This is a genomic window from Nonomuraea sp. 3N208 (genome assembly GCF_052245935.1).
Lineage (GTDB): Bacteria > Actinomycetota > Actinomycetes > Streptosporangiales > Streptosporangiaceae > Nonomuraea.
Genome location: NZ_JBQQBR010000010.1, coordinates 171,829 through 187,915, shown reverse-complemented (window position 1 = coordinate 187,915; position 16,087 = coordinate 171,829). Strand labels below are relative to the sequence as shown.

Here is a 16,087-nt window from a genome sequence, read left to right as displayed (position 1 = left end):
CGTCAGCCTTCACCCAGGCTCCAGACGCGGATGGACCGGTTTTCGCCCGCGCCCACTATGACCGGCCGCCCGGCGAACCGGGCCAGCGCCAGCGTGCGGAGCGCCGCGCCCTCCCCAGGCCCCAGCACGCCGATGGTCTCGCCGTTGTCGAGGTTCCAGACACGGACGATTACCTCGCCGCCCAACGGGGCGTGGGCGACGGCCGCGATGGGCACATCGCCGAGCCGCCCCGCGACGAGCGCCGCCGCGCCCCGGTCGTCAGGGCTCTGGTCGCTGAAGGTCCACTTCTTCCTGCGCTTGCCGGTGGCCAGGTCGTACACGCGCAGGGTCGCGTCCAGGTGGGTCGACACGACCACGGGCCGGCCCTTCAGCTCTCCGCAGGCCAGGAGTTCGATGCCGCCGATCTCGCCGGTCTCGAACGAATGCGTGACCACGCCCGTGGACAGGCGCCGCACCCGGATGCGCTCCCCGCCGTCCCCCGTCACCAGCACGTCGTGCTCGCCGAGCCGGCCGAACGCCAGCCCTCTGATGCCCTGGAAGTGCTCGGTGCTCGAAGGGCCGATCTGCTTGCCGGTGGCGATGTCCCACAGCCGTACGGTGCCGCGCAGGTCCCGCATGCCGTCGTACTTCTGCGACACCGCGATCGCCCGCCCGCCCACGACCGTCACGGCGACGATCGGGTCGGTGGCCCGGTGTGAGGCGAGGCTCTCCCCGGACGGGCTCCACAGCCGCATCCTGCCGTCGGAGTGCCCGGAGGCCACCACGAGGGCGCCGCCACGCTCGCCGTACGCCACGGATACCGCATTGCCCCCGCCGTCGCCGAGCTTGGCGACCGCGGCCGTGCTCAGATCCCAGGCGAGCACCGTGCCGTTCGCCGTGCCGCACGCCACGCCGGTCCCGCTCGCGGCCAGGGCCGCGGGCATGCCGGACCCGGCCGGCAACGACACCGGCTCCTTGACCTGCGTCCCGAACGGCTCGGCGGAGGGGACCGGGGTCTGCTGCGCGGACGGTGAGCCGGCGTGGGTGACGGGCGAGCTCGCATCCGCGGAGGCCGAGGCCGCATCTCCGCCTGCCGACGACGACGGATCACCGTCCGGCCGCACCGACCCGCCTCCCGGCCGGAGCACAACGAAGGCGGAAACGGCCGCCGTGGCGGTGGCCGCCGCGGCTGCACTGATCACCGCCCGCCGGCTGACCCGCTTCCAGCCGCCCGGCGTCGCCTCCACGTCCGCCACCGGACGCGCTTGTTCCGGCGGCGAAGCGGCTGCCCCTGCTTGAGGCCGCGAGGACAACTGATCCGCCGCCCCGGCTCGGGGTCCGGAGGAAAGGCGGCCCGCCGCCCCGGCTGGGGGCGCCGACGGCCGTTGGCCCAGTGCCCCGGAGGGCCAGCCCGCCAACCGCGAACCCGCTGAGGCGGATGGGACGATGGCGGGCGGCAGGCTTCCCGGCCCCGGCTGAGGGCCCGAAGACGGTGTGGCCGGCGGCAGCGGCTGGAGGGCGCGGCCGGTCCGTCTGATGAGGCGCTGCATCATGTCGGCGGACGCCGGCCGGGCAGCGGGGTCCTTGGCCAGGCACTCCCGGATCGGGCCCAGCAGGTGTGGCGGCACGCCCGACAGTTCAGGGGTGCCGGTCAGGATGGCGTTCATGATGGCCGGGACCGTTTCCCCAGCGAAGGGCAGGCGTCCGGTGGCGGCGAACACCATCGTCCCGGCCCAGCTGAACATGTCCGCCGCCGGCCCGATCCGCCTGCCCTCGAACTGCTCAGGCGACATGTACGCCGGCGTCCCCACCGGCTCGGACACGAGCGTGGTGGCGTCCAGCGCCTTGGCGATCCCGAAGTCGATGACGATCGGCCCCTCGGGGCCCATCAGCACGTTCCCCGGCTTGAAGTCCCGATGCACGATCCCGGCCTGATGAATCGCGGCCAGCGCGGTCAACGTCGAGATCGCCAGCCGGTCCAGCGCCCCTCCAGAACGCGGCCCGGCCGACCGGACGAGCTGCTGCAACGTGTCGCCCGCCACGTACTCGCTGACGATGTACGGCCGCACGTCCAGCGTGCCGACGTCCAGCACGGCCGCCGTGCAGAACGCCGCCACTCGCCGTGCCGCCTCCACCTCGCGCAGGAAGCCCTTCGTGATGTCGTCGTCCCCGCTCAGGTGGCTGTGCAGCAGCTTGATGGCGACCTCACGCCCACCGTCGCCGATCGCCTTGTAGACCGTCCCCTGCCCGCCGGAGCCGAGTACGCCGACGAGCCGGTAACCGCCGATCCACTCCGGATCGCCGGACCGGAGCGGGCGGACATCCGGCATCCCGCTCCTTTCCCTGACCTTCCTGGGCGATCCACACGATAAGGCATGGGTTCGCTGCCTTACCATGAAGCCGCAGAAAGCCCTCGGCCTTCAGGGCGAGGTGCAGGTCAAGAAAGCTTCTCGAAGAAGAACTCGTGCTTCAGGAACGACGTGTCGTATTCGCTCCCGGGATACGGCGGGATGAGCTGCGACGCCTGGAACAGCCGCCAGCCGTCCCGCAGGGCGTCCACCCCGGTCTCGTACGGCGGCTCGTCACCGTCCCCCGCGGTCGGATGGGTACGCCCGGTGCCGTCATAGGAGGACCAGCCCACCACGGCGGCGTCGAGCGCGGAGGTGGCCAGGTAGAGAACGAGGACCTGCTGCTTCATGCGACGGCCCTCCCAGGGCGGTTGTTCACACGTGTCGTCCAGTAGTCGACGTCGAAGGTCGGATCGGCGGTCATCGCCCGCCACAGGCGCACCCGGTTGTGGACCTCCAGGCGCCCCGTCGCCGGCTCGTACCAGGGGAAACGCCGGCTCAGCTCGGCGACCACGGCAGGGTCGGCCAGGTCGGAGGTGTCCCAGAGACGCACCTGCGGCACGGTCGGGTTGAAACGGATTTTGAACATGTACCGGCGCTGGTCACTGTCGTTGCGCCGGCCGCCGTGCCAGATGCCGTGGTGCAGCAGCATCACGGTCCCGGCCGGGCAGGTCAGCCGCGTCTGCCCGCGCAGGTTCTGGTAGCGGCCGGTGTCGCTCTCGTTGGTGCGGCGCAGGTGGCTGCCAGGCACCACCAGGGTGCCGCCCATGTCAGCGGTCACCTCACGCGGGTAGTACATCAACTGCACGTCGAAGGCGTCCATGCGGGTGTCGATGATGGCGTCGGCGTGCAGGGGCTGGGCCTCGCCGCCGCGCGGCTCGCGTACGTGCACGGCGTGGTGGTCGACGGTCGGGTCCGGGCCGACGAGGGAGCGCAGGGCTCCGGCGACCGCGGGCACCTCGACCAGCCGGCGGGCGAAGGACCCATCGGGGAAGGCCACGTCGAAGGGGGTCCCGTACGGCACCGGGGCGATGCCCGCCTCCAGCACGTCGATCGCCTGCTCGTTCAGCTCGTCCGGGACGACCCCGTCGAGCCGCAGGTAGCCGGCCGCCACGAACCCGGCCACCTGCGCCGAAGTCAGCAAAGTGGTTCGCATGCCACAAACGTATGATCACGCATATGTCATGTAATGGGTTGTAATCATCGACTAGTGGTCTGTTTTCACCTATATATGCATCTATGCACCGAGTCACCCTCGCCCTGTCCGACCCGCCGGCCGTGGCAGGAGCGGGCGTCGGCGTGCACGGCGTCGTCAGCTCGCACGACGTGTTCAAACTGCCCGACCTGTGGCAACTCCACCTGTACGGCTACACCGCCGAGTTGGTGCTCGAAGGCACCACACACCCGATCAGGCCCGGCCACGTCAGCCTCATCCCGCCGGGCGCCGAGGTGCACTACCACTACCGGGGCAGGTCGGAGCACCTGTACGCCCACTTCCGCCTGCCCGGCGCGGGCGAGCGGCGCGACGTGGCCGTCATGCGCGACGCCGGGGACCAGGCTCCCCTCATCGCGGCCTCGCTGCGGCAGGCCATCGCGGCCGTGCCCGACACCCGGGCGCGCGCTTCGGCCGAGGTGTGGACGGTGCTCTGGCGGGTGGCCGGGCTGCCCGTGGCCGGCAGCGCGGACGCCGTCGTGGCGGCCGCGATCGAGCACATCGAGGCGGACCTGGCCGCGCCGCTGACCGTGCCCGGCGTCGCCCGCGCCGCCGGGGTCTCCCACAACCACCTCACCCGGCTGTTCCGCGCGCACACCGGGCACACCGTCGTCGGCTACATCCGCCACCGGCGCCTGGCCCGGGCGCTGCACCTGCTGCGCGAGTCGACGCTGGCGATCCCCGCGATCGCCGCCGCCGTGGGCATCCCGGACCTGCAGGCGTTCAACAAGGCCTGCCGCCGCGAACTGGGCGCCTCGCCCCGGGCCTTACGGGCCCAGGGCGGCCCGGCCGGCGGCCGGTGAGCCCCCGGGCATCACGCGTACGGCGTCAGGAACTCCCTCGGCCGCAGCGCCCGTGCCACGATCCGCACGTCACCGATCCAGCCGTAATAACCCTGCCCGTACTTGAGCGCGAACTGGGTGCCCCCGATCGCGAACGGCCTGCCCAGCGTGGAGATGCCCGTCGACGGCTGGGTGGGATTCCGGGCGATCTTCGACCCGTCCACGTACATCACGGTCCGCCGCGCGTCGTTGACGACCGCGACATGCGTCCAGCGCCCGACCGGCAGGGAGTGGCTCCACGACGTGGGGTCGGCGTCCCGGTCGGTCGGGTACACGACGTACTGCAGGAACCGCTCGGGCGACAGGTTGAGGCTGCACGTCGGCTCCTCGGGCGACCAGCCGCTGGTCTTGCCCGCGTCGCCGCTGCGGCCTTCCCAGCTCAGGATGCCCATCCACGCGTGGTCGCCGGCGAACGGGTCCGGCAGCTTGATGAACGCCTCGATCGTGTACCCGGACTCGAACTTCATACTGTTGATCGGTGCGGCGGTGGACGACCTGAGCACCGCGCCCCGGTCCGGGCTCTTGCCGCCGTCGAAGCGCAGGCTGGCGTGGGCCGGCTGGCCCTCGTGGTGCTCGGCCGACCACTTCAGCACCTCAGGGGCGCTGGCGTGCAGCAGCTCCGTGGTCAGGTCGTTGCCGCCGCCGGTGAGGTCGCGGACGACCGCGCCCGCGGGGACGGTCGCGCCGTCCGTGCCCGCGCCGCCGAACCCCTCGCCGTCGAACCGCCAGTACGCCACCGTCCCCCTCGGCATCACGGCCTTCGCCGGCCGGGCCGGGGGCAGGGTGCGCGGGGCGAACCCGGCGAACCGCTCGTCGAAGTCGATCTCGATGCTGAAGCGGTCCACGGGCCCGGTCAGCTCAAGGTTCTCCGCCTCCAGGAGCGTGCGGTCCTCCGGGTCGCGATCGAGCAGCCACGGCGACAGGGTCTCCACGTCGATCACGTTCCGCACCAGGTCGAAGGCGTAGAGGCGGACCATGCCCGCGCCGCCGTAGTAGCGGTCCTGGTAGTTGGCGATGTGCACGTGCACGTCGTGTCCCGCGTCGTTCTTGAGCACCGTCCGGCCGGGCGGCCAGTAGTGACCGTTGAGCGTCAGGAAGATCTGGTCGTTGCGCCGGATCAGCCTGTCCCACAGCCGCTGGCCGTACTGCGACAGCGCCGCCTTGCCCGACGCGTCGGCCCAGGCCAGGTCGTGCGTGGTGAGGATGGCGGGCAGCGTGCGGTTGGCGTCGATGACGCCCTGCGCCCACTGCAGGCCCTTGTCCGAGATACGCCAGTCCAGCGCCAGCACCAGCCATTGCCTCCCGATCCCGCCTGCCTCCAGCACGTGGTAGCTGTTGTAGCCGTCGGGCGAGGCGCCGCGGAACGTCGGCATCCCGGCATACCTGGCCGGGCCGAACGCCCGTAGGTACGCGCTGTCGCCGCGCTGGTCGTCGGTAGCGGACCGGATGTCGTGGTTGCCGGCGAGCACGCTGTAGGACAGCTTGCCGTCAATGGCCTTGAACGCGTCGCTGGCCAGGCCGATCTCGTCCTCGGTGCCGTGCTCGGTCACGTCACCCAGGTGCGTCATGAACGCGATGTTCCTGCTCTCGCGCTCGTCTCCGGTGAGGAAGCGGAACGTCTGGCGTACGGGGGCGGGATCGGAGCGGTCCTCGTCGAAGAGGTACTGCGTGTCGGGCAGCACGCCGACGGTGAACCGAGGGTTGTCCCGGTCGTACCTGCCGGCGGTGCCGCCGGTCGCTGCGTGCGCCGGGGCGGCGCTGAGCAGGGCGCCGGCGGGCGCGGCGACGGCCGCCTGGAGTAACGTGCGGCGGCCGAGCGAGGGGTGGGTCATGTGCTTTCTCCGTTTCAGGGTGCCGCGCAGCACCATGATCGGCCCATGTGGCCCGGTGGTTCCCCTCGCGCGAACACCTGCCCTCCGACGGTGAAAATCTTGGCCGCCCAAAATGCGCGGTGATCCGAATGACGCACAGGCGAATGTCGCGAGCGCTCGCCGCCCTCGGCGCCTTCACGCGCGCACTCGGGTAGGTTGGCCGACCATGGAGGAACGCCAACGCCTGAACCGTCCACGACGCCCCGCCCGCGCCGTAGCCGCGGCTGCGGTCCTCACCTGCCTCGCCTCCTGCGGCGACGCGACCCCCGCAGGGTACGCTGGCGCGTCCGGGAGCAGCCGATACGCGGCGTCGTCGCCGGCGACGCCCTCTCCCAGCACGACGGCGAGCCCGTCCGCAGCCGACGACCTCCCCGCCCCCGGCGCGGCCGTCCCCAAGGACGCCGCCCGCCTTGCCGCGGCCCTGCGCAAGACCACCACCGCGCTGCACGCCGCCATCGACCGCTGGTCCAAGAAGGGCGAGCCGCCGCAGGACGTCCAGCTCCTGGCCCTCTACCAGCAGCGCATCTACCGCCACGCCGCCCGCAACCCCGAGGTCGCCTCCCAAGCCTTCGCCCGCCTGCCCGCCGCACTCGCCGCCCAGGCCAAGGACAACACCACCGCCATCCGCGGGCTGCTCGCCCTGGCCCACCCCGTCAAGCCGTCCGCCACGTTCAAGGTCGCCCCGCCCCGCCCCGCTGCCGAGCTGCTCGGCTACTTCAAGAAGGCCGAGCGCCGATTCGGGGTGGAGTGGGAGGTTCTGGCGGCGGTGATGTTCGCCGAGACCAAGTTCGGCCGGGTGAGGTCCGCCAGCCACACCGGCGCCCAGGGACCCATGCAGTTCATGCCCGGGACGTGGAAGGCGTACGGGATGGGCGGCGACGTCCACGATCACCAGGACGCCGTCATGGCGGCGGCCAACTACCTGCGCGTCAGCGGCGCCCCGGGCAACTACCGGCGGGCGCTGTACGCCTACAACCATTCGCAGGCGTACGTGGACGCCATCCTCCGGCACGCCCGCCAGATCAAGCGGGACGCGAAGAACTACTACGTGTACTACAACTGGCAGGTGTTCGTCCTCACCACGGCCGGCGAGCGCCGCCTGACCGGCCCGCGCTGACCCCGGCCGGCGGGTCGGGATCGACCACCGCATGCGGTGGGCCCGAAACCGGCTTGATCGGCTTTGCGGGTTGGTGTCACCATCCTCAGGTGCACGAACAGGAACTGCAGCAGATCGAGGCGAACGTCAGCCTCGCGATCGACCAGCTCGGACCTCTCAGTGACGTGAGCTTCGGTCTCAACCCGGAGTCCGTCGAGTGGGTCGAGGGCTTCATCGAGCGGCAGCGTTCCCGGCCGGACTTCGACCTGGAGCGGATCGGCGGCCTGGTCGGTGTGCTCGGCTCGTTCCTGGGCGCATGCGTCATCGCTGCCACGGGCGGTAGCTGGCACAAATCTGACGATGACGCATGGGGCGTGCTCCTTCCTGATGGCACCACGGCCTTCCCGTTCGCGAAAATACGCAAGCAGTTTCGTGACGGGGTGGAAGCCGGCGAATCGATCGTCAGCTTCTACCGGATCGCGGTGGACTTCATCGCCACGGGGAAGATGCGGGAGGCACGCGAGGGCGGCGCCGGCCCTCGCTGACCTTAGGGCCCTCGCTGACCTTAGGCACCGATCCCGTACACCGCCGTGCCCGCGATCGCGTCGGCGTCGCAGCCGAGCCCGTCGAACAGCTCGTCCGACAACCCCTTGGGAGGTCCCGGTAGGTCCCGGATCCCGTCCCCCGGCTCCGGCAGCCGCTCACGCAGCCGGTCCGGCACGTCCAATGGAGGCTCGGGGGCGGCGCCGTTCGTCAGGGTGTCCGAACCGCCCGCCCAGGTCCGGTAGCTCCGGCAGCCTCATGGTGTCGGGCGTAATACCCACCCGCTCGGCCGTGATCCGGTCGCCTGCCTCCGTTCCCTGGCCGCGTACCAGGACCCGGGTGCCTTCGGCCAGGTCGCCGAGCTCGCCCGTCACCTGATGGGTGATCTTCGTGGCGTCGCCGCAGAACCGTGCCGCTTCACGTACTAGGTAGCGGCGAGCGCCAGGAGGGATCGTCTCCGCAGCCGGATTTCCGTGCCGTAAAGAGGATCTACGCATGGTCCACGCAGCAGGGTGTGGGGTTCGGCACCTCGGCCGGTGCGATGCGCCCGCCGGCGGCGGGCATGGCCAGCAGCGTCATCAAGCCGTCCCGCCACACCGGCCTGACATGATCGGCTGTGACCACCAGCACGTCGTCACTGGGCGGGTCGGGGGAGGCGAGGACCGTCACTCGCTGGATGGCGGACCTGCCGAGCAGCTCGCCCACGCTCACGGTGCCCGTGAGCAGGTCGCGGCCGGGATAGGCGACCACCCGCCCGCCCCGCCGCGTCTCGTGCTCCGCCGCCGCCAGCGCCGCCCCGCCCGCCAGCGGCCCGGCCCGGCGATCGCCGAGCACCCACGACACGTCCGCGATCGACTCCGCGCCGGCCGTCGCGACCGACTCGGCGACCGACCCCGCGATCGACTCGGCGGCCGATTCCGGCACGGCCAGCGAGCACGCGACGTGCGGGTCGCCGCCCGCCGCGTCCGCCGGGACGAAATGGGTGCATCCGATGGCGTCGCCCGGCAGGCCGAGCACCTGCGCCACAGTGTGCAGCAGGTGCTCGGCCTCCTGAAGGGTTCGCGACCCCGCGTCGATACCGAGGATCATCGGCGCGGCAGCACCCAGATCGGGTTGCTGTAGAACCACAGATCGTTCCACGGGTCGGCGTCGCCGTACACGTCGATCGCCGGCCCGTGCGGGTCCACGGCCGCGCCCAGCAGGCCCGGCGCGCTGCGCTTGCCGTCGGTGCCGCGCAGCCGCACGTACACCGGCCGGTCGATGGCGCCCAGCTGGTACGTGAACGTCACGGTCCCGCTGTTCTTGTTCACCTCGTACGACTGCACGACCTTCGTGTTCGGCGTGGTGAAGGCGTCCTTGTCGGCGGCCGGGCCGGTGACATCGCCCTGGACGACGTCCACCCGGGCCAGCGTCGGCACGACCTGCGCCCAGTTCGGCCGCCCGGCGAGGGTGATCTCGATGGCCAGCTCGACCCGCGCCCCCTGCCGCACGTGCAGGGTGGCGCCGAGGGTGACCCCGCGCTGCCCGGTCCCGGCCGCCCGCGCCCGCACCACCAGCCCGCTGATCAGCCCGCCGTGGTCGACCCAGACCCGCCCGGCCCGCAGCCCGTCCATGACGGCCCGATAGGCGAAGCCCTGGCTGCCGACGTGCGTCCGGCTGTAGTAGCCGGGCCAGAAGTCGCCGGACCCGAAGTTCGCCACGCCCTTGTAGACGGGGTCCTCGTACTTGCCGTTGGCGTTGAAATTGCTGCCCGGGCCGCGGTCGCTGGTGTCGGCGTGCACCCAGTGCGCGTCGGAGTTCGCGGTGATCCACCACGGCTTGCCCTCCGCCAGGAGGCTGTCCCACAACCCGCCCACGGTGGCGGTCATCCAGTCGAACCCGCCGAACGTCTTGTAGCTCTCGGCCGGGTAGCCGGGGAAGGAGTCCGCACCCGGGTTGCTGTCGTAGTAGCCGCGCCCGCCGCCCGGCCCGTTCGGCTTGGCGATGCCCGCCGCCTGGTGGCCCGGCGCGCCCTCCATGCCGACCGCGATCGACGGCTGCGCGTCCCGCCACCCGCGGACCTCGTGCGGCGAGTCCAGGCCCTTCCTGGACGGGTGGTTGGCGAGGAACAACGCGTCGGGGACCCGCCGCCGCCGGACGGCCTCGGCCAGGAAGTTCAGCCCGGCGATCGCCAGGGCCTCGTTCTGCGGCGTGTTCGACCCGGCGCCCTTCACCGACCCGTCGAAGGAGTTCTCGAACTCCTTGAGCGTGGAGACCTCGTTCTGGCCAGGGGCGACGAACACCGTGCCGTGCTCGGCGGCCGGGATGTTCCACTCCAGCCCCTGGAAGACCAGCGTGTCCTTGACGGCCTCGCGGGCGGCCACGATGTCCGGGTTGACCTTGTCCACGCCGATCTTCGCGTGCGTCGCGCCGCCGTGGTCGGTGATGACCATCCAGCCCAGCCCGTACGCGTTGCCGTGCCGTACCTGGTCGATGACCCGGTAGATGCCGTCCGAGCTGTACTGGGTGTGGATGTGGTGGTCGCCGGCCAGCCACAGGTAGCCGTCCTTCGGCTCCCGCCCGCGCCCGGCGATCTGCTGGTCACCGTCCGCAGCCGCCGCTGTATCCGGCGTCCCCAGCACGCCGGCGGCTGTGAGCCCGGCCCCGAGCAGCCCCGCCCGCCGGAACATCCGCCGCCGGGACACCTGCCCCGGCGACAGCTCGCTGTCTGGAAGGGCAAGATCCCGCGCGGCCGCGGTGTCCCCTTCGTTCGGGAGCTCGTGATCGTGGTCGTGATCATGATGATGGCCGTGGCCCATGACTTCGTGTTCTCCGTCCCGCCGGAAAGGAGGGTGCTCCGGCTACGGCGGGAGCGTGGCGGAACCGGATGAAGCGGACATGAACGCTGGGAGATCGGCGTCTGCCGGGATGCTGAGAGGTCACTGTGAACGTGAGACCTAGTCGTGCTCATCTCAGCAGACCTCGGAGTGCAACGGCCTGTCTCCGTGAACCGATGACCTTGTGGAGCCACCTGGCGACGGAGGGGAGACGCGTGGGGGCGCATGGTGAGGCGGTCAAGCTGCTGCGAGACGCGCTGACATGGTGGACGATGCCGCCGGCGAACTGGGCGGACGTGGCCGTGGTGATCGACAGGATGGGATCCTCGGGCGACGTGGCGGCCGAACTCGGCCACCTGGAGCTGGCCGGGCCGATGCGGATCAGCACCTGGTACGGCGACCAGCCGGTGGTGCCGATGCCCGAGGAACTGCGGGAGCGGGTCAACGAGCTGATCCACGCCCTGACCCCCGACGCCGAGGACGCCGATGGAGCCGGCTGACCTGGCCAACCCCGCTCTGATCGTCCACGTGTTCGCCACCGCGAGCGGCCCCGAGGCAGGGGAGCACGAACGGCGGTTGCGCGGGATCTGGGACGCGCTCGGCGACCGGCTGGACATGCCCGTGACGCACAGCGGACAGGTCGAGGTGCGCACCGCGGACGGGGACCTCGGGCGGCAGGCGCTGCTGCGCCGGGAACGCGACGTCCGCTGCTTGAGCGTGGCGTTGACGGGCGGGACCTGGCGGGAGCTGAACGGGCTGTGGCGCGAGTGCGCGGGTGACGCCGGCATGTGGGCCATCGGCGAATGCCGGGTGTTCGTCGCCTATCCGCGCACCGCGCCGACCGGGCGGCGGACGAACGCGGTCTTGGCGGCGTTGCCCGAGCCGTACCCGCGGGGCCGGATGACGACGGTCAGAGGCGTGGCGGTGTGGGAGGTCGGCTTCGACGACGACGAGCGCGGCCGGCGGACGTTCGCGATGCTGGCGCCGCGCGAGCTCGAGCCCAAGCTCGACGCGTGGGTCTGGACGCGGGGGGACGACCGGATGCCGCCGTTGGTGCGGCACCTCATGCACGCCGCCAAGCTCCGCTACGAGCTGCGCGTCTACCACCAGGGCCAGGACTTCCGCGCCGCCCGCCACCGCGTGGACGAACAGGTGAAGACCCTGCTGAAGACGCTCGACGGCGGCGATCTGGCGGCCGCCCGGCGCGAGCTGGCGGACCGGCAGACCGCCGAGGCCGGGCTGATCTGGACCCTGACCAGGCTGCGGGAGATGCGGACGACCGTGGAGATAGCCCGGCACAACATGCGGGAGCAGAGCCTGGGCGACGACCTGGACCTGGCCGACTGGTTCCGCATGCGCCTGGACGACGATCTCGCCTACGCCGAGGCGACGCGGGAACGCGCCCGCGAGATCGGCGCCATCGTCGACCAGGTGATGGCGGAGCGGTTACAGCGCAGGGCGGAGCAGACCGAGCGCCGCTGGGAGCGGTTCCGCGTGCTGGAGACGGCCGTGGTCGGGATGCTGCTCATGGTCCTGGCCGCGATTCAGGCACTGGGCTACCGCGTGCCCGTTCCCGAAAACGTCAAGCCGGTCATCGTGGCGACGCTGGGCGTGATGGCTTTCGCACTGACCGCGTTCGGCTTCTTCAGATGGCGGAGGAGACCATGAACCCCGAGGTTCACATCGCCAGGTTCCTGCAGACCCATGACCTGCGGGAGCTGGAGTCCGGTATTGCCGCCTACCACAGGGAGATCGCCCGCGACCCCGATCCGCTGCTGCTCACCGGCCTCGGCAACGCGATGAGCATGCGCTTCGACCTGCTCGGGCAGGAGACGGACCTGACCGAGGCGATCGCCCTGCACCGCCGCGCGGTGGCGGCCCTGGCGGGAAAGCCGGAACTGGCCGAGGCCCAAGCAGGTCTTGCGGCCGTGCTGGGAAATCACCGGCAGGTCGCCGGCCATCGCCTGGAGGAGGTGCTGGAGCTGTACGCGTCGGCGCTGCGCGGCGACCTGGTGGACAAGCCGCTGGTGCTGGCCAACTACGGCATGGCGCTGGTGCTCGGCTACGAGACCGCGGGCGACAGGCGGCACCTGCTCGACGGCATCGACGCGTTACGCGCGTCCGTGCGGGACACGGATCCGGACCACTACGCCTACCTGTGGCGGCTGGCCAAGCTGGCCAGCGCCCTGGTGATGGCCAACGACGATCCGGAGCGCGCCGCGGAGCTGAAGGAAGCGCTCCATGTCATCCGGGAGCGGTACGCGCAGGCTCCCGAACCCGTCAAACAGGAGATTCAGCTGCTCGTCGGGGTGCTTCTGCACGAGGACGAGATTCCCGTCATCCCGCCTGAGCAGTGGGAGCAGGTTCGCCGCGCGATGGCCGATTTCCCCTCCGGCCCGCAAGCCCGCTCCCAATTCCTCGCGGGCCTGGGCGGCAGGCTGATCGAGGACGTGCGCCGATCAGGCCGCCTGGAGCGTGCCGATCAGGCGGTCGAGGTCCTGCGCCAGGCCGTGGCCCAGACACCGCCCGGCCACCCGGCCTCGGCCGAACTGCACCTGACGCTCGGCGGCGTCCTCGGCCTGCGCATGGAGTTCAGCGGCACGTACGAGGACCTCGACGACATGATCGACGCCCTGCGACGCGGGGTCGCGGCGGCCAGGCCGGACGACGACAACGCCGGGATGTATCACTCGGACCTGGGCAACGGGCTAATGCTGAAGTTCCGGCTCGGCGCCGGCCTGACCGTGCTCAACGAGGCCATCGCCAGCTACCGGCAGGCCCTGGCCGCCGCGCCGGACCATCCCGAACGGGCCATGGCTCACACCGGCCTCGGCTCAGCGCTGTTCTTCAGGTATGAGCTGACGGGAAAGCTGCCCGATCTCAACGCCGCGATCGACAGTGATCGCGCGGCCGTCTCCCTGACCGCTCGCGAGCACCCGAACTATGCGCTGTATCTGGCCAACCTGGGCGGCGCGTTGGAGCAACGCTACCGGGCGACCCGCCAGGGTGAGGACTCCGACGAGGCGGCGAAGGCATTGCGCGAGGCGGTGGCCGCCACACCGGAGTCCAGCCCGTACCGGCCTGGCTATCTGGCGAATCTCGCCGAAGTGCTGATCGAGCGCTACAGGTTCACCGGGCAGAGCGCGGCGCGGGAGGAAGCCGACGGGCTGTTGCGTGAGGCCGTGGGAACGGTTCAGCCGGGAAACATCCAAGGGCCCGGCGTTCTCAACAGCCTCGGCACCGTGCTCATGCAGACGGACGAGCACATCGACGAGGCGATCGCCGTGTTGCGCCGCGCCCGCGATGCCGCCCCGGCCCGCACCAGGACGCGGACCCTCGCGACCGTCAACCTGGCCACCACGCTGCTGTTGCGCTCCACGTCGGAGGAGAAGCCCCGGGCTCAGCTGGCGGCCGCGATCAGGCGGCTGCTGGACCCGGCCGCCGAGAAGGGCCCGTGGAGGAAACTGCTGCGCGGGGACCGCCGGGTGGAGCTGACGCCCGACCTGGACGAGGCGGTGACGCTCTTCACGGAGGCGATCAACGCGGACCCGCCGGGCGGTCCCCTCGCCTATAACGGGCTGGGTCTGGCGCTTCGCACACGTTACGCGTTGACCGGCAAGCCCAGGACGCTCCTGCAAGCCGCTCGCGCCGCCCGCACCGCCGTCGAGACGTCGGCGCCGGGCGACGCGACCCGGTCGATCGCGCTGTACTACCTGGCAGAAGTCCTTGTCGAACAGTGGGAGCTGACCCGGGCGGAGATCGCCCGGGACGAGGCGCTGGCCCGCTACCGCGAGGCCACCCAGGTGGAGACGGCCTCGGCCGACTGGCGGGCGACGGTGGGCAAGCGCTGGGGCGAGGTCGCCATGGAGGCGGGCCTGGCCGGCGAGGCCGTCGAGGGGTTCGCGGTCGCGGTGGCCGCGCTGGACGAGGCGGCCTGGCGTGGGCTGGGCCGCGCCGACCAGGAGCGGGTGCTGGGTGAGTACGAGAGCCTGGCCCGCGACGCCGCCGCGGCGGCCATCAGAACCGGCGACGCCGGCAGGGCGCTCGAGCTGCTCGAACAGGGCAGAGGCGTCATGCTCGCCCAGGTCATCGGGGACCGCGCCGCCCACGATCAGCTGCGCGCGGCCGCGCCGAGACTCGCCGACCGGTTCGGAGAGGTGCAGGACGAGCTGGACGCGGCCGAGCGGATGGATCTGCACGACGACCTGACCCTGTCCGGCGGTCACGGCACCCCAGGCCTCCCGGGCATGCCCGGCGACCGCGGTCCCGATCGGCGCCGGCTTCTGGATCACCGGCACACCCTGGCGCGGCGCCGCCGCGAGATCCTGGAGGAGATCAGGACGCTGCCCGGCTTGGCCGGCTTCCTGCGCCCGCCGCGCGCCGCCGACCTGCGGGTCGCCGCCGAGGACGGCCCCGTCGTGGTGGTGAACGTCAGCCGGTACGGCTGCGACGCGCTGCTCGTGACCACGGACGGCGTGCGGATCGCCCCGCTGGCCTGCACCGCCGCCGCGGCCCAGGACCAGGCCGACCGGTTCGTCGACGCCCTGCGCGGCAAGGCCGTCGACGAGGTCGTCTCCTGCCTGGACTGGCTGTGGGCGCACGTCACCGGCCCGGTGCTGGAGGCACTGGGCCCGCAGCACCGGATCTGGTGGTGCCCGACCGGCCCGCTGACCCTGCTGCCGCTGCATGCCGCCGGATCGGCGCTGGACCTGGTCATCTCCAGCTACACGCCCACGCTGCGGGCGCTGATCCACGCCCGCGGGCAGTCCGGGCCGCGGGCCGAGCGACGCGTCCTGCTGGTCGGCGTCCCGGTGGTGCCCGGCGATGCCGCGCTGCAGGGCGTGGTCCGCGAGCTGGAGGCGGCCAGGCGGTGGCTTCCCGGCGCGCGGGAGCTGACGGAGAACGACGCGACCTGCGAGCAGGTGCTCGCGGCGCTGGACGACAGCGCCTGGGTGCACTTCGCCTGCCACGCCGCCCAGCGGCTGCACGACCCCTCTCACGCCAGGCTGATCCTGCACGACCGGCCGCTGACCGTGCGCGAGCTGGCCGCTCGCCGCCTCGGCCAGGCGGAGCTGGCGTTCCTGAGCGGGTGCGAGACCTCGCGGGGCGGGGCCGTGCTGACCGATGAGGCGGTGAGCATCGCCTCCGCCGTCCAGCTCGCCGGGTTCCCGCATGTGATCGGCACGCTCTGGCCGATCAGCGACGTGCACGCCCCGGCCGTGGTGGACCAGGTGTACGCGATGCTCACGGCCGGCGGCACCCGAGAGCCGCATCCGCACGGCGCGGCCGCCGCACTGCACGCCGCCGTCCGCTCCCTGCGCGACCGCCGCCCCGGCTTCCCGATCTTCTGGGCGCCCTACGTGCACATCGGACCTTGAC

At 71.8% G+C, this 16,087-nt stretch carries 14 protein-coding genes; 6 read left to right on the top strand and 8 right to left on the bottom strand.

Going from position 1 to position 16,087, the window contains the following annotated elements:
* Positions 1-2: 2 nt before the first annotated feature.
* From ACTWPT_RS17645 to ACTWPT_RS17635, 3 genes are all read right to left on the bottom strand, one after another.
* On the bottom strand, positions 3-2,309 hold the full coding sequence (locus ACTWPT_RS17645; RefSeq protein WP_443178468.1) for a protein kinase domain-containing protein: 2,307 nt from the start codon (positions 2,307-2,309) through the stop codon (positions 3-5).
* Between the two features lie 107 nt (positions 2,310-2,416).
* Entirely contained in the window at positions 2,417-2,677 is a 261-nt protein-coding gene (locus ACTWPT_RS17640) for a hypothetical protein (protein ID WP_443178467.1), read from the bottom strand.
* Positions 2,674-3,483: a phytanoyl-CoA dioxygenase family protein gene (locus tag ACTWPT_RS17635; protein ID WP_443178466.1), complete on the bottom strand. Its 810-nt coding sequence runs from the start codon at positions 3,481-3,483 to the stop codon at positions 2,674-2,676. Before ACTWPT_RS17635 ends, ACTWPT_RS17640 begins: the two co-directional genes overlap by 4 nt.
* 83 nt (positions 3,484-3,566) lie before the next feature.
* On the opposite strand from ACTWPT_RS17635, the gene ACTWPT_RS17630 reads away from it, so the two are divergent.
* On the top strand, positions 3,567-4,343 hold the full coding sequence (locus ACTWPT_RS17630; RefSeq protein ID WP_443178465.1) for a helix-turn-helix domain-containing protein: 777 nt from the start codon (positions 3,567-3,569) through the stop codon (positions 4,341-4,343).
* Positions 4,344-4,354: 11 nt separating this feature from the next.
* Here ACTWPT_RS17630 and ACTWPT_RS17625 read toward each other — a convergent pair whose 3' ends face one another.
* Positions 4,355-6,214 carry a LamG-like jellyroll fold domain-containing protein gene (locus ACTWPT_RS17625; protein WP_443178464.1) on the bottom strand — a complete coding sequence of 620 codons (1,860 nt, stop codon included), beginning with the start codon at positions 6,212-6,214 and terminating at the stop codon, positions 4,355-4,357.
* Between the two features lie 205 nt (positions 6,215-6,419).
* Between ACTWPT_RS17625 and ACTWPT_RS17620 the strand changes: the two genes are divergently transcribed.
* Entirely contained in the window at positions 6,420-7,370 is a 951-nt protein-coding gene (locus tag ACTWPT_RS17620; protein ID WP_443178463.1) for a transglycosylase SLT domain-containing protein, read from the top strand.
* Between the two features lie 53 nt (positions 7,371-7,423).
* On the top strand, positions 7,424-7,894 hold the full coding sequence (locus ACTWPT_RS17615; protein WP_443178462.1) for a hypothetical protein: 471 nt from the start codon (positions 7,424-7,426) through the stop codon (positions 7,892-7,894).
* 20 nt (positions 7,895-7,914) lie between these two features.
* Here the strand turns inward: ACTWPT_RS17615 and ACTWPT_RS17610 are convergent, their stop codons facing one another.
* From ACTWPT_RS17610 to ACTWPT_RS17595, 4 genes are all read right to left on the bottom strand, one after another.
* The gene (locus tag ACTWPT_RS17610; RefSeq protein ID WP_443178461.1) at positions 7,915-8,070 is read right to left on the bottom strand and encodes a hypothetical protein; all 156 of its coding nucleotides are present in this window, start codon (positions 8,068-8,070) and stop codon (positions 7,915-7,917) included.
* Positions 8,051-8,266 carry a hypothetical protein gene (locus tag ACTWPT_RS17605; RefSeq protein ID WP_443178460.1) on the bottom strand — a complete coding sequence of 72 codons (216 nt, stop codon included), beginning with the start codon at positions 8,264-8,266 and terminating at the stop codon, positions 8,051-8,053. Before ACTWPT_RS17605 ends, ACTWPT_RS17610 begins: the two co-directional genes overlap by 20 nt.
* Before the next feature lie 115 nt (positions 8,267-8,381).
* Positions 8,382-8,981, bottom strand: a complete 600-nt coding sequence (locus ACTWPT_RS17600) for a hypothetical protein (protein WP_443178459.1) — start codon at positions 8,979-8,981, stop codon at positions 8,382-8,384.
* Complete coding sequence (locus tag ACTWPT_RS17595) at positions 8,978-10,690, bottom strand: hypothetical protein (RefSeq protein WP_443178458.1); 1,713 nt, start codon at positions 10,688-10,690, stop codon at positions 8,978-8,980. The genes ACTWPT_RS17600 and ACTWPT_RS17595 overlap by 4 nt, the downstream gene beginning before the upstream one ends.
* Before the next feature lie 233 nt (positions 10,691-10,923).
* On the opposite strand from ACTWPT_RS17595, the gene ACTWPT_RS17590 reads away from it, so the two are divergent.
* From ACTWPT_RS17590 to ACTWPT_RS17580, 3 genes are read left to right on the top strand one after another with little or no spacing between them, the layout of a single operon-like run.
* Complete coding sequence (locus tag ACTWPT_RS17590; protein WP_443178457.1) at positions 10,924-11,208, top strand: CATRA system-associated protein; 285 nt, start codon at positions 10,924-10,926, stop codon at positions 11,206-11,208.
* Positions 11,195-12,376 carry a CATRA conflict system CASPASE/TPR repeat-associated protein gene (locus ACTWPT_RS17585; RefSeq protein ID WP_443178456.1) on the top strand — a complete coding sequence of 394 codons (1,182 nt, stop codon included), beginning with the start codon at positions 11,195-11,197 and terminating at the stop codon, positions 12,374-12,376. Before ACTWPT_RS17590 ends, ACTWPT_RS17585 begins: the two co-directional genes overlap by 14 nt.
* Positions 12,373-16,086, top strand: a complete 3,714-nt coding sequence (locus ACTWPT_RS17580; RefSeq protein ID WP_443178455.1) for a CHAT domain-containing protein — start codon at positions 12,373-12,375, stop codon at positions 16,084-16,086. Before ACTWPT_RS17585 ends, ACTWPT_RS17580 begins: the two co-directional genes overlap by 4 nt.
* The last annotated feature ends 1 nt before the right edge of the window (position 16,087 follow it).